The sequence below is a fragment of the Streptomyces erythrochromogenes genome (assembly GCF_040684695.1).
Taxonomy (GTDB): domain Bacteria; phylum Actinomycetota; class Actinomycetes; order Streptomycetales; family Streptomycetaceae; genus Streptomyces; species Streptomyces erythrochromogenes_C.
The window spans coordinates 468,554-481,464 of the sequence record NZ_JBFBGM010000001.1; the positions used below are offsets into that span (position 1 = coordinate 468,554).

The window sequence follows — 12,911 nt, forward strand, 5'->3', positions numbered from 1 at the left end:
GGTGGCCTGGCCGTTGTCGAGGTTGGTGACCTTGAGCTTGGTCCCGACGGGGAAGGTGCCGCTGGTGGCCGCCGGGGGACCGGCCTCACCCGACAGCGTCACCGTCGAACCCGGGCACACGACGTCGGGGACGGAGGCGTTGCCGGTCGCCACCGTGACGATCACGCCTCCCGTCACCAGGGCTCCCGTGGTGACAGAGAGCACGAGCTTCTTCGTAAGACTCATAGTCCGTTTCCGGGACATCGACACTCCTCGATCCGATCCGATGGTCACTGCCTCCCCGTGTCCTGCATACGCCCGGCGTCCGGGCCGGGTTCGGTTCTTGTCGCCGTGTTACAAATCCGGCGGTGACGGAGTGCGCGGGTGCTGCGCACGGCGGGCAGCGGCGGCCCGGCGCGCCCGGAAGGCGTACGAAGGCGCAGGTGGGAGCCTTGTCGCTCGCGGGCGTCGACGCGTGCGCGGCGCCCATCGCCCGCCCGGGCCGCCGCGCGGCGGCCGGGGCCGCACACATCCTTAAGCCTGAGTTGATCCCGCCTTAACCCTCCGCGGGGAAGCGGGGAACGCGGGGCGCCGGGGCCTCAGGGCCGCGTCGCCCGGACGATCCAGGTCGCCGAGGCGTAGCGGACCCCGTCGTCGCCCTCGTGCGCGGCGAGGGTGGCCCTCAGGTCGTCGACGGCACGGCGCCGGCCCCCCTCGTCGAGGCCGTCGAGCATCCAGCCGTGCAGCCCCAGCGTGAACCGCTCCGCGTCGGCCGCGTCCTCACCGAACCACATGGTCTCGCGGTGCGGCTCCAGTCGGACGCCGGTGAAGCCGGCGGCGGTGAGGACGGCCCGCACCCGGTCCGGATCGGCCAGGGAGAACGGCCCCGGAGCGCCGGGCGGCGGCCCGGTCATCGGCCGTCCGGCGGCCAGGGCCCGGGTGAAGGCGAGGAACCACGCGTTGCCCGCCGCCTCCTGCCAGACCAGCTGGACGAGGCGTCCGCCGGGCCGCAGCGCACCGCCGATGTTGCGGAACGCGGCGACGGGGTCGGCGAAGAACATCGTCCCGGTGCGGCTGACGGCCACGTCGAAGGAGGCCGTGGGGAAGGGGTGGACCTGGGCGTCGGCCTGTACGAACTCGGCGTTGTCCGTCCCTTCGGCCACCGCCCGCTCCCGTGCCACCCGCAGCATCCGCGCCGACAGGTCCACGCCCAGCGCGCGGCCGCCGCTCGCCCGCCGCGCGACGGCGCGGGTGGTCTCGCCGGTGCCGCAGCCGATGTCCAGCACCCGGTCGGCGGCGGACACGTCGGCCGCGGCGAGGAAGGGGGCGAGATAGGGGCGGACCGCGCGGTCGAACCGGTCGGCGTGCTCGGCCCAGTACGCGCCCTCCCTGCCGTCCCAGGCGCGCGCCTGGTCCGCGTTCGAGGGATCGACCCGGGGAGTGCTGTTCACGGCCACCACCTCCGGTGGTTGCGGACCGCCGGTCCGCGCGGTCAGGCGAGGGGCAGGCTCTGTTCGGACCAGACGGTCTTGCCTCCCATGGTGTAGCGGCTGCCCCAGCGGTGCGAGAGCTGGGCGACGATGTACAGGCCGCGTCCGCCCTCTTCGGAGCTCCGCGCACGCCGCATCCTCGGCTGCGTGTTGCTGGAGTCCGAGACCTCGCACGTCAGGGTGTCCGCCCGGATCAGGCGGAGCCGGACCGGGCCGCCGGCGTGGCGGATGGCGTTGGTGACGAGCTCGCTGACGATGAGCTCCGTGCTGAAGGAGAGCTCGTCGAGGTCCCATGCGGTCAGCTGCGCCAGGACGAGATGGCGGGCGTCGGCGACGACCGCCGGGTCGGGGTCGAGCGTCCATGTCGTGATGGAGCCGGGTTCGACGACCCGGGTACGGGCCAGCAGCAGGGTGACGTCGTCCCTCAGCCTGCCCGGGGGGAGGCCTTCCACGATGTCGTGGCGGGCCTCGCGCAGCGGCCGGCCGAGGACGTCCGAGCGCAGCAGCCGGTCGGCCAGGTCCTGCATGCCGTGGTCGATGTCCCCTTCTCCGCGTTCGATCAGGCCGTCGGTGTACAGGGCGAGGACGCTCCCGGGCGGCAGCTCGCGTTCGACCGGTTCGAAGGGCCAGCCGCCGACCCCCAGGGGCGGGCCGGGGCTCAGCTCGACGTACTCCACGGTTCCGTCCGGGCCGACGACGGCCGGCGGCGGGTGGCCGGCGCTGGCCATGACGCAGGTCCGGGTGACCGGGTCGTAGACGGCGTACAGGCAGGTCGCACCGGCCGGTCCGGAGGGCAGCGGCATGCCCGCGTCGCCGTCGTCCGGGTCGCCGTTCTCGGCCTCGGAGGCGAACTGCAGGACCATGTCGTCCACGTGCGCGAGCAGTTCCTCCGGTTCCAGCTCCAGGTCGGCCATCGCCCGTACGGCGCTGCGCAGGCGTCCCATCATGGCGGTGGCGTGCAGCCCGTGGCCGGCGACGTCCCCGACCACCAGGGCGACCCGGGCCGACGACAGGGGGATGACGTCGAACCAGTCGCCGCCCACGCCGCTGTCCGCGTCCGCGGGCAGGTAGAGGCCGGCGGCCTCCAGCGCGGGCTTCTCCGAGGTGGCCGGAGGCAGGAGGCTGCGCTGCAGTCCCACGGCGGTGCGGCGCTCCTTGGTGTAGCGCCGTGCGTTGTCCACGGCCACGGCCGCGCGGGCGGCGATCTCCTCCAGGAGGGCCAGGTCGTCCGCCTCGGGCGGGGCGGCGTCGCCGGTGCGCCAGAGCGTGAGCCTGCCGAACCTGATGCCCCGCGCGCACAGCGGAGCCGTCAGCGCCGAATGCGCGCCCGGGACGGTCGTGGCCCAGTCCGGGGGCGGTGCGCCGTGCGCGGAGCCCGCGGGCGGGTCGCCGAGGCCGGTGACGAGCTCTCCCCGGCACTCCCGCGCTCCGGGCGCGGCGAGCGGCGCCGCGAACGGGGCCGTTCCCCCGCGCAGGGCCTCCGACTCCGCTCCGGCGACGGCCACCCGGACCAGGGGCAGCGTGAGCTGTCCGTCGGCGGGAGGTTCACCGCCGGTGAGCACGGTCTCCGCGAGGTCCACCGCGGCGCAGTCGCCCAGTCCGGGGGCCAGGACCTTCACCAGGTCCTCCACCGTGCGCAGGACGGACAGCGAACCGCCCAGCGCCCCGGTCGCGCGGTAGAGCAGGTCCAGGCGTCCGCGCGCGCGTTCGTGGTCGGTGACGTCGGTGAACACCGCGGCCACCCCCATCGGGTGCCCGTCGGGTTCCTGGAGCCGGAACGCCTGGACGGTGACGATCCGCCCGCCCCTCGGGTCGTCGAGGGTGCGCACGGTGGTGTTGAAACCCACCAGGGGGGTTCCACTGCGCACGACGTCCCACAGCCGGTCCTCGATGGTGCGCGCGTCCTCGGGCCACAGGAAGTCGGCCAGCCGCCGGCCGCGCAGGTCGACGGGCACCCCGGTGTACGGCAGCAGGTGCGAGTTCGTCCGCAGCAGCCGCAGCTCCCGGTCGAAGACGGCGAGGCCCACCCGGCCCTGCAGGAACAACTCGTAGGTGAAGGCGTGGTCCTGCCGCCACCGGGCGACCAGGTCCAGGGCCGCGCCAAGCACGAGGAACCGGGCCGTGCCTCCCCGCGCGCCGTCGTCCAGCGGGATGACACGGAAGCCGATCTCCAGCTCGCCGCCCGAGCCGTGCCGCAGGGTGGCACGGCCCTCCCAGCCCGCCTGGCCCTCCGGATTGCCGGGCCCGCCGCCCTGGGCCAGTACCGCGTCCCAGTCACCCGCGTCCGCGAGGAGGTCCCGGGCCGGCCGGCCGCACACGTCGGCGGACCGCCGCTGCAGGAGGGACTCGGCCGCCACGGTCCAGGCGACGACCGTCCCGGTGCCGTCCAGCAGTGCCGCGGCCGTGTTGGTGACAGCGAAGGGATAGTCCTGGTTGCTCTCGGTGGCGCGCATGCGTGCCCATCTCGTCCGCCGGTCCCGCTGTTCTCATGCTGGCCGATGTCCGCGCCGGGAGCCAGGGGCGTTGCGCCGTCCGGACGCCCGCCCGCCGGAGAGGGAAAGCGGGGGCGGGCTGGACAGGAAGGTAGTTAGCTGCCATATTAATTGCATGAAGGAGAACGGGATCGACGCCGAGGCGCCCACGCTGGACCAGGCCAGGCGGCAGGTCGAGCACTACGGCCTGGACGCCGATCCACAGGCGGTGCTGGTCGCGGTCCGGCTGATCTCGGCCGGTGCGCGGGTCGGCCGGGCGGCCGAGGCGCACTTCGCCAGGTTCGGCCTGTCGACGGGCCGTTACCGCCTGCTCGCCGACCTCGAGGACCACGGCGGGGAGAAGTCCCCCTCGCGCCTCGCGGCCGACCTCGACGTCTCCAGGGCCACGGTCACCGGCCTGCTGGACAACCTGGAGCGCGAAGGCCTGGTCGCCCGGCGCCCGTCCGCGGAGGACGGCCGGGGGACGGTCGCCATCCTGACGGCGCGCGGTGCGCAGCGACTGCGCGACATGGCGCCCGAGCACTTCGGGCGGCTGGAGTCGATGGTGGGCGGGCTCTCCGTCGAGGAACGCGCGGTGTTCCTCGACCTGCTGGCCCGTGTGGTCCGCGGCAGCGGAGCCCTGGCCGCCGACTGAGCCGCACCCGGGCGCCCGGCCCCCCGCCCGCAGGGGCCGGGCCTTTTTCTCGACCTGATAGTTAGGCAGCTAATTATGTCCTCGGGGCTTGCCCCGCACGCACCAAGGAAGGGGCTGTCATGCCCGCAACGAAGGACAGGCCCGGCCGCAGCCGGGCAAGGTCCCGGCCGTTCGTTCTGTGGCGCGAGGTGCTGACCGCCTACGCCGCCCCCGCGCTGACGGCCGGATCCGCGGCCGTCGCCACCGGGCAGCGGGACCTGGCCGTGGCCGCCGTCACCTCCATCGCCGGTACCTCCGCGGTGGTGGCTTTCCTGCTCGGGGCCTGGCTGCGCAGCGGCGGCCGGCGCCGGCGGTGGACCACCGCCCTGCCGGGGGCCGTCGTGACCGTCCTCCTGGCGGTCGTCACCACCGGAGCGGCGGCGCTGCTGGGGTGGTTCGCCGTCCGGTGGCTGCCCGCCCACACCGCGCTTCCCGCCGGCGCCCGGATGGAGCGCCTGCGCATCGACCTGCCCGTCTCCGCGGCACTCGCCACCGCCGTCGTCACCCTCCGCTGGCGCGGCAGCGCCGCCCGCCGAACCCCCCGACCCACCGCACGAGAGGACACCCGATGATCGTCGTCATGGGAGCGACCGGAGCGACCGGCAACGCCCTGCTCCACCGCCTCCTCGCGCTCGGCGCACCCGTCCGCGCGCTCACCCGTACCCCGCACCGCCCGATACCCGGCGTCACCGACGCGCACCGCCCGGCCCTGGAGGTCCGGTACGCCGACGCCGCGGACCCGGACGCGCTGCGCGCCGCCTTCGAGGGCGCGAGCCGGCTCTTCCTCACCATGGCCAACGGCCCCGCGCAGGTGGAACTCGAAACCCGCGCCGTCGACATCGCCGCGCAGGCCGGCATCGGACACGTCGTCAAGGTCTCCGCGCCCGCCGCCGAACCCGACTCCCCGGTCGCCGTCTCCCGTGGACACCATGCCGTCGAGGAGCACCTGCGCGGGCTCGGCCTGAGCCACACCGTCCTGCGCCCCTACGCGTTCATGCAGAACCTCCTGCGGCTGGCCCCGGCCGTCGCCCGGGGCGTGCTCGTCGGCGCGATGGGCGAGGCACCCTGCAACTACGTCGACTGCCGGGACGTCGGCGACGTCGCCGCCGCCGTGCTCACCGGGCCCGCCGTCGCGGACGGCGTCCACGTCCTCACCGGGCCGGAGGCCGTCTCCCACCCCGAACTCGCTCATCGGATCGGCGTATTGACGGGACATCGGATCCGTTACGTGGATCTCGCTCCGGACGAGCTGCGCGACCACCTCGTGCGGCAGGCGCGGATGCCCGCCTGGCTCGCCGACCACGTGACGGAGATCCAGCAACTCGCCGTGGCCCGGCCCGAATACCCCACCGACGGCATCGCCCGCGTCCTCGGCCGTCCGCCCCGGACCCTCGACGCCTTCCTCCATGAACACCGGGACCGTTTCCGCAGGTAGGCGGCCTGACCCCGGGGCAATACGGGTGAACCATGATCACGACACTGGTAACGGTGCGTAGCGCACTGTTACTTTGCGTACGCATCCGGTTCGGATGCGAACCCCAGTTCGTCGTGTCACCCCGGAAGGGGCTACCAGGCATGCGCACCATCCTTCCCCGTCTCCCCATCGCCGCGTCCGTCGCGGCACTCGCCCTCCTCTGTGGCCCGCCGCCCGCGGCGGCCACCCCCTCACTGCCGGGTTCACCGGCCCAGGTCCACCGGATCGCCGCCCCCGCCGCGCCCCTCGACGACGAGGAGCCCTGCCCCGGAGGAGAGGCCAAGCCCTGCTCGGCCTCTCCCGAGGAGCGCGGGTCCGTGGACAAGGACCGCGACGCTGCGAAGCAGGAAAACGCCGCCGCCAAACAGGACATCGGGGCCGCCAAGCAGGCGGCACAGAAGTGCCCTGCCGAATCCAAGTCGTGCATGACGGACCTCATCGGCGGCGGTGCGACGCAGGAGACCGACATGGCGCAGGCCCGAGGCGAGCTGGGCACCATGCGGCCCGAGCCGTCCGGCAACGCCGCGTCCGCCCTGTCCGGTACCTGCGCCTCCTTCGCCGCCGACCTGCCGGCCGGGCTGTCCCAGTCCACCGAACTGACCACTCTGTGCGGGGAGATGAACCGATGAAGACGTTTCCCCGCACCACCGGCCGACGCGCCGCCCTGGTCGCCGGCGCCGCCCTCCTCGCCCTGACCTGCACCGCCACCGGCTCCGCGCACGCCGCCACGCCGCCCGAGGTGCCGACCCCCGTCGCCTACGAGGGCACGACCCCGCTCGCCTCGACGGAGAAGGTCACCGAGTACTGCGCCTCGCACCCCGGAGGCTGCCGGTTCGAGATCAACCGCGCCGCGTCGGGCGAGTACTACAGCGCCGTCAAGTCCCTCGGCAACGCGGTCGTCAACTGCACCAAGGACGCCATCACGGTCGCCCGCGAGATCACCCTGCGCACGTCGAGCACCGACAACCTCGGCGGTGAGATCACCGGGAAGATCGCGATCGAGGGCACGATCAGCACCTCCGGCGAGGTCTCGGCCGGTGTCGACGCGAAGGCCAAGGGCGAGTTCTCCACCCCGGACAAGTCCAAGGGCCCGACCGCCACCGTCGGCGCCGAGGCCGGCGCCTCGGGCAGCGGGAAGATCGCCGGATCCCTCGGCGTCAAGGGAGCCTTCGAAGGCGCCTTCAAGCTCGCCTACCAGCGCTCCTGGACGACCGAGCACATCGAGAAGACCACCTACAACACCACCGTGCGCCCCGGCGACGCGCTCGTCTTCGGCGCCAGCTCCGCCATGCAGCGCATCGCGGGAGAGATCACCACGGGCAGCGGCCTCGGCATCCGCAAGGTCGTCGTCGACGGCCCCTCCACCGTGAACTCCAGCACCTTCGTCGCGGACACCTTCACCGTGCCCGGCAACACCTGCGACCGGCTGCGGCCCGAGGGCAAGACCGGGACCGAGGACACCACCGGCCCTGCCGCACCGTCGCGCGGCCTGACACCGGCGAGCCTGCCCGAGGGCTCCCGGCTCAAGGACCGCGACGTGCTCGCCCCCGGCACGCCCTGACCGCCCGCCGCACCCCGTGGAGATCGTCATGGAAACCCGCCAGAGCCCTGCCGGACCCGCCCGCACCCCCCTCGCCCGCACCACCCCCACACGCCCGGCCCTCACGCGTACCGCCCCGGTCGTCGGCCTGGGGCTGGGCCTGGGTCTGTGCTGCGGGCTGCTCGGCGGCGCGAGCGCCGCCCAGGCATCCGTCGCCGTACCGCCGGCCCGGGCCGCCGCCCCCGTACCCGTCACCGTCCTCAACGGCGACTTCGCCCAACCCGCCTTCACCGGCGTCAACACCGGTGCCAACCCCTACGCCTGGTCGGTCGGTTCCACCTCCGGCACCGGCACGGCCGGCGGTGTCTGGCGCTGGAACGCCGCCACCGGCGGCCACCCCGACGGCCTGACCGCCGCGATGCTCCGCCTGCCCGGCGAGGCCACGTACGGCCTCAAGCAGCGGCTGCGCGGCGTGCGCAGCGGGGCGCGCGTCACCGTCACCTACGACGAGAGCCCCAGCGTCTCGAACTACTGCACCGCCGCCGCACTCGAACAGGGCCAGACCTACACCGTCCAGGGCGAGGGCGGCGCCCTCACCGACCGCACCACACTGCCCACCACCGAGAAGCTGCCCAGCAACTACTGGAAGCCGGCCTGGCGCACCGGGCTCACCCTCGACTTCACCGCCGGGGCGAACGAACCGCTGCTCACCTTCGCCTCCACCGTCCCCGCCGCGCAGAACAACAACGGCTACTGCGGCCCGCTCATCACCAACGTCCGCGTCACCCAGGAACCGCCGCCGGTGGACAAGACCGTCCCGGCCGGTGCCCTGCCGGCCTCCGAGGCCTTCTACGGCAACGACCGCCGCAACGTGGCGGACGCCGTCTCCTACTGCAACGGCGCCGCGAACCGCTGCACGTTCACGGCCGAGGACGCCTACTCCTTCAGCTACTACGCCCCCGCCCGCGTCGCGGCCGAGACGTACCTCAACTGCACCCGCAACACCCTGAACCGCACCCGCCCCGTCACCACCGCCAACCGCTCCTACGGTGACCTCCCCGCGGCCGCCGGCCTGCCCGTCAGCGGCAGCGGAGCGCCCAGCAACATGGCCCAGCAGTACACGCAGGGCACGGGCCTCGCCCCCGCCTGGAACACCTCCCAGGAACGCTCGGTCACCGAGATCGTCCAGCCGGCCGAGGTCTCCTGGATCGAGACGCAGGCCGCACGCCGGCGCACCGAAGGATGGTTCGACGCCGCCACCAAGGCCGCCGACCCGAACTACGACTGGCGCCTGCACACCGTCATCGACCACCCCTCCACCGACCTCTCCGACCGGATCTACCAGCGCACCGGCCCCCTGACCGCCTCCGAGAAGCAGCGCTGCCAGTCCGACCGGCCCAGCGCGACGACCCCGGTCGGCGCGAACACCCCGGCCGGCGCCGAGCGCTGAGCGCGCCCCGGCACCGAAGCCCCGCCCCCGACGAGCGCCGTGCGCGCCGGGGGCGGGGCCGCCCCGGAGAAGCCCCGGTCGGCCCGGAGCCGTTCTACGCGTGTCGGAAGGCCCGGTGGCTCGTCGGAACCGACAAGTACGCACGCCCGCGACTGGATCATCGGCCACACCTGCTTCCCGAGCGGAATCAATCACTCCAATCCCAGGAGATGATTCCGGCCACCGGGCCGCTGGGCACCCCCGGCAGGGTGCGCCGTGCGCGGCACCATCCACGCGACACCAGGGGAACACGCTCGTGCGACGAAAGATCTTCGGGCCGGCCGCCACCGCTGCCGTACTCGGCCTCCTGCCGCCACTCTCCGGATGCGGTGCGCCGGACGGCGGCGCGGGTGACGGCGGCACGCTCCGCATGGTGGCGGCGGAGTACGGCGACACCCCGGCCACCAGCTCCAAGGCGTACTGGGACAAGGTGACCGGCGCGTTCACCGACGCCAGCCCCGGCATCAAGGTCGAGGTCCGGCTGGTGCCGTGGGCCGACATCGACCGCGAGGTCTCCCGCATGGTCAAGGAGGGCGAGGCGCCCGACGTGGCGCTCATGGGCTCCTACTCGGACTTCGCCGCGCAGGGGAAGCTGTACTCGGCGGAGGAACTCCTCTCCGTCGGCGCCGAGGCGAACTTCCTCCAGCCGCTCGCCGAGGCGGGAACCTTCGACAACCGCCTCTACGGTCTGCCCTTCGTGGCCAGCAGCCGCCTCCTCTTCTACAACGAGGCGCTGTTCGCCAAGGCCGGTGTCAAGGAGGCCCCCAAGACCTGGTCCGACCTCAAGACCGCCGCGAAGGCGCTCAAGGACAAGGGCGTGAAGTATCCGTACGCCCTGCCGCTGGGGCCCGAGGAGGCGCACGCCGAGGCGCTGATCTGGGAGCTCAGCAACGGCGGCGGCTACGCCGACGGGCGGGGCAGCTACAGCCTGGACTCCGAGAAGAACATCAAGACCTGGCAGTGGGTCAGGGACAACCTCGTCGCCCCCGGCCTCGTCGGACCCACCGCCCCGTCCAGGACCAACCGCGCCGACGCGTTCGCCGCCTTCCTGCGGGGCGAGGTCGGCATGCTCAACGGCTACCCGTCGCTCGCCCACGAGGCGGCCGCGAAGGGCATCGGCGTCGGCACCGTCGCCATGCCGGTCTCGGACACCCTGGGCAGCGGGGAGACCCCGCCCACGGTCGGCGTCGCCGACTGGATGGTGGCCTTCAGGCAGAACGACAAGCGCGCCGAGATCGGCAGGTTCCTGGAGTTCGTCTACCAGGACAAGAACCTGTCGGACTTCGCGGGCCGCTACCACCTGCTGCCGGCCACCGCGTCCGCCGCCCGGACCCCGGCCGGCGGCGGCCTCAGCCGGACCGACGAGGACTTCCTGAGCGCCCTGCGGACGGCCCGGCTCTACCCCGTGAACGACCCGTCGTGGGTGACGGTCAGCGACACCATCAAGCGCAATATAGGCCGCGCCGTCGAGCCGGGGGGCGACCCGAAGGCGGTCCTGGAGGAGATGGCGCACCAGGCCGAGGAGGCCGCCGGCCGGCCCTGACACCCGCTGTCACCGCGGCGGCCGGCCGGCGCACCTGCATCAAGACGCCGACAGGAATCCCGCCGTACCCTCGCCACGGCGCGGGTACGGCGGGATTCTCGTCACGTGACCAGTGACTGGCTTCCCGACCGCGGCATCCGCCGGACCGTACGCGCCCTCGGGGCGGCAGGCCTGACCGTCACCGCCACCGGCGCGGCCCTGGAGGCCATGTGGCTGCTCGGCCTCGGGGTCTGGGGCATCATCGCCGCCATGGGCATCGAGATCGTCTACCGGCCCTGAAGGGGCGGTGCGCCGTTCGGGGCGGAGCACCACCCCGCCGGGAGGCGCCACCCTGCCGCAGCGCCCCGCCGCCCGCCGGGCCGTGCCCCGGCGTCAGCCGCCGATGTCCCGGCTGCGGAAGTCCTCCAGGGTCTCGCGCCGGACCAGCATCCGGGCCGCCCCCTCGTGGACGGCCACGACCGCGGGGCGGCCGACGAGGTTGTAGCCGGAGGCCATGGACAGCTGGTAGGCGCCGGCCACCGGTACGGCGAGCAGGTCGCCGGGGCGGATGTCGCCGGGCAGCTCCACATCGGCCGCGAGGACGTCGCCCGCCTCGCAGTGCCGGCCCACGACCGTGGTCGTACGGGGCCCGGCCGTCGATGCGCGGCCGATCAGGCGGGGGGCGTAGCGCACCCCGTACAGGGCCGGCCGGGGGTTGTCGCTCATGCCGCCGTCGACGGCGACGAACACCTTCTCGCCGGTGAGCTTGACGGCGAGCACGCGGTACAGGGCGACCCCCGCCGGCCCCACGACCGCCCGTCCCGGCTCGATGAGGAGCCGTGGCACGGCCAGCCGGGCCGCGGCGCAGCCCGTGGCGAGCTCCGCGCGCAGTCGCCGGGCCAGCGCGGTCGGGTCCAGGGCGGGTTCGCCGGGCCGGTAGGCGATGCCGTGGCCGCCGCCCATGTCCAGCTCGGGCAGGACGATGCCGTGCGTGTCGCGGATGCGGGCCATCAGCCCGACCATGCGGCGCAGGGCCACCAGGTACGGCTTCACCTCGGTGATCTGGGAGCCGATGTGGCAGTGCAGGCCGGTCAGTTCGAGCTGCGGCTGACCGAGTATCCGGGCGACGGCGTGCTGTGCGCCCCCGTCGGTGAGGGAGAGACCGAACTTCTGGTCGTCTGTACCGGTACGGATCTTGTCGTGGCCCCCGGCCGACACGCCCGGCACCACCCGCACCATGACCTTCTGGTGCCCCTCGGGGCCGACGGCGGCCGCGATCCGGGCGATCTCCGACGGCCCGTCGATGACGATCCGCCCGACCCCCAGGCGCAGTGCCGCCTCCAGGTCGCGCGGTGACTTGGCGTTGCCGTGCAGCACGATGCGCTCGGGCGGGAATCCCGCGGTGACGGCGAGCTCCAGCTCCCCGGCCGAGCACACGTCCAGGCCGAGGCCCTCCTCCCGTATCCAGCGGACCACGGCCCGCGACAGGAACGCCTTCGCGGCGTACAGCACACCGGCTTCGGGGAAGGCGTCCCGGTAGGTCCGGCAGCGGCTCCGCACCTCGCCCTCGTCCAGGACGTAGGCCGGTGTCTCGAAGCGGTCGGCCACCTCCGCCAGCGACACCCCTCCGACGGCCAGGCCGCCGTGCGGGAGCCGCCGCGTGGACGCGGGCCAGACGGACAGGTCCTCCGCGCCGGTGGCGACCTCGGGGAGAACGGCAATGGTCATCGGTTCCCCCCTCAGAGCGCGCGGGCCGCGGCGTCGGCCGTCCGCGCCGGCACCGGGGTGACGGCGGGAGCGGTGAAGGTCGGGTCGACCGTGATCCGGCACCCGCCGAGCGGTGCGGCCAGCGCGCGCAGCGCGGACTCGGACAGGCGGATCCAGGGGTGCCCCGGGCCGAGCGTCGCCGCCAGCAGACCGGGCCGGGTGAAACCGACGGCGGTGCGGTCGCCCAGAGGGGTGCGGAACATCCGCAGCACCACCTCCGCGGTACCCGGCCGGACGGGCACGTAGAGGGGTCCGGCCGGGACCCGTTCTTCGGGCTCGGGGTCGTCGTCGTACTGGAAAAGACACATGGGCCCTCCCTGGGGAACCACGAGTGGCGGGTGCGGCCCCGGATGCGGGGAGGCGGTCCGGGGCTCGGCACCGAAGCTATCCCCGCCTCCCCCCGCCCGGGTCCGCTCCGTAACGCAGCTCTTACGGCGACGGGCCGAGTCCATACGCATCGCTGACGGCTTGACGGCGGCACCAAA

The 12,911-nt window shown here is 73.8% G+C and carries 12 protein-coding genes and 1 pseudogene; 8 read left to right on the top strand and 5 right to left on the bottom strand.

The window, feature by feature from the left end; all coding sequences use genetic code 11:
• The 3 genes and pseudogenes from AB0O53_RS38380 to AB0O53_RS01895 form a co-directional block, all read right to left on the bottom strand.
• Positions 1-126: pseudogene (locus AB0O53_RS38380) on the bottom strand (RlpA-like double-psi beta-barrel domain-containing protein); the annotation flags it as partial.
• Between the two features lie 452 nt (positions 127-578).
• Positions 579-1,430: a class I SAM-dependent methyltransferase gene (locus AB0O53_RS01890; protein WP_350988891.1), complete on the bottom strand. Its 852-nt coding sequence runs from the start codon at positions 1,428-1,430 to the stop codon at positions 579-581.
• A gap of 41 nt (positions 1,431-1,471) precedes the next feature.
• Positions 1,472-3,922, bottom strand: a complete 2,451-nt coding sequence (locus AB0O53_RS01895; RefSeq protein WP_365192723.1) for an ATP-binding SpoIIE family protein phosphatase — start codon at positions 3,920-3,922, stop codon at positions 1,472-1,474.
• Positions 3,923-4,076: 154 nt separating this feature from the next.
• Here AB0O53_RS01895 and AB0O53_RS01900 point away from each other — a divergent pair, with 154 nt between their 5' ends.
• From AB0O53_RS01900 to AB0O53_RS01935, 8 genes are all read left to right on the top strand, one after another.
• Complete coding sequence (locus AB0O53_RS01900) at positions 4,077-4,595, top strand: MarR family winged helix-turn-helix transcriptional regulator (protein WP_350988895.1); 519 nt, start codon at positions 4,077-4,079, stop codon at positions 4,593-4,595.
• A 119-nt stretch (positions 4,596-4,714) separates the two neighbouring features.
• A complete protein-coding gene (locus AB0O53_RS01905) occupies positions 4,715-5,206 on the top strand; it encodes a hypothetical protein (RefSeq protein WP_350988897.1) in 492 nt (163 codons plus the stop codon).
• Positions 5,207-5,214: 8 nt separating this feature from the next.
• Complete coding sequence (locus AB0O53_RS01910) at positions 5,215-6,069, top strand: NmrA family NAD(P)-binding protein (RefSeq protein ID WP_350988899.1); 855 nt, start codon at positions 5,215-5,217, stop codon at positions 6,067-6,069.
• Positions 6,070-6,209: 140 nt separating this feature from the next.
• Entirely contained in the window at positions 6,210-6,737 is a 528-nt protein-coding gene (locus AB0O53_RS01915; protein WP_350988901.1) for a hypothetical protein, read from the top strand.
• Entirely contained in the window at positions 6,734-7,669 is a 936-nt protein-coding gene (locus AB0O53_RS01920) for a hypothetical protein (protein WP_365192725.1), read from the top strand. Before AB0O53_RS01915 ends, AB0O53_RS01920 begins: the two co-directional genes overlap by 4 nt.
• 28 nt (positions 7,670-7,697) lie before the next feature.
• Entirely contained in the window at positions 7,698-9,098 is a 1,401-nt protein-coding gene (locus tag AB0O53_RS01925; RefSeq protein WP_365192727.1) for a hypothetical protein, read from the top strand.
• Between the two features lie 295 nt (positions 9,099-9,393).
• On the top strand, positions 9,394-10,680 hold the full coding sequence (locus tag AB0O53_RS01930; RefSeq protein WP_365192729.1) for an extracellular solute-binding protein: 1,287 nt from the start codon (positions 9,394-9,396) through the stop codon (positions 10,678-10,680).
• Between the two features lie 105 nt (positions 10,681-10,785).
• Positions 10,786-10,959, top strand: coding sequence for a hypothetical protein (locus AB0O53_RS01935; RefSeq protein ID WP_350988909.1), 174 nt, complete (start codon positions 10,786-10,788; stop codon positions 10,957-10,959).
• Positions 10,960-11,052: 93 nt separating this feature from the next.
• Here the strand turns inward: AB0O53_RS01935 and lysA are convergent, their stop codons facing one another.
• Together lysA and AB0O53_RS01945 are read right to left on the bottom strand one after the other, a co-directional pair.
• The gene (gene lysA, locus AB0O53_RS01940) at positions 11,053-12,387 is read right to left on the bottom strand and encodes a diaminopimelate decarboxylase (protein ID WP_365192731.1); all 1,335 of its coding nucleotides are present in this window, start codon (positions 12,385-12,387) and stop codon (positions 11,053-11,055) included.
• 11 nt (positions 12,388-12,398) lie between these two features.
• Positions 12,399-12,734: an SAV_915 family protein gene (locus AB0O53_RS01945; RefSeq protein ID WP_350988913.1), complete on the bottom strand. Its 336-nt coding sequence runs from the start codon at positions 12,732-12,734 to the stop codon at positions 12,399-12,401.
• Positions 12,735-12,911: the final 177 nt, after the last annotated feature.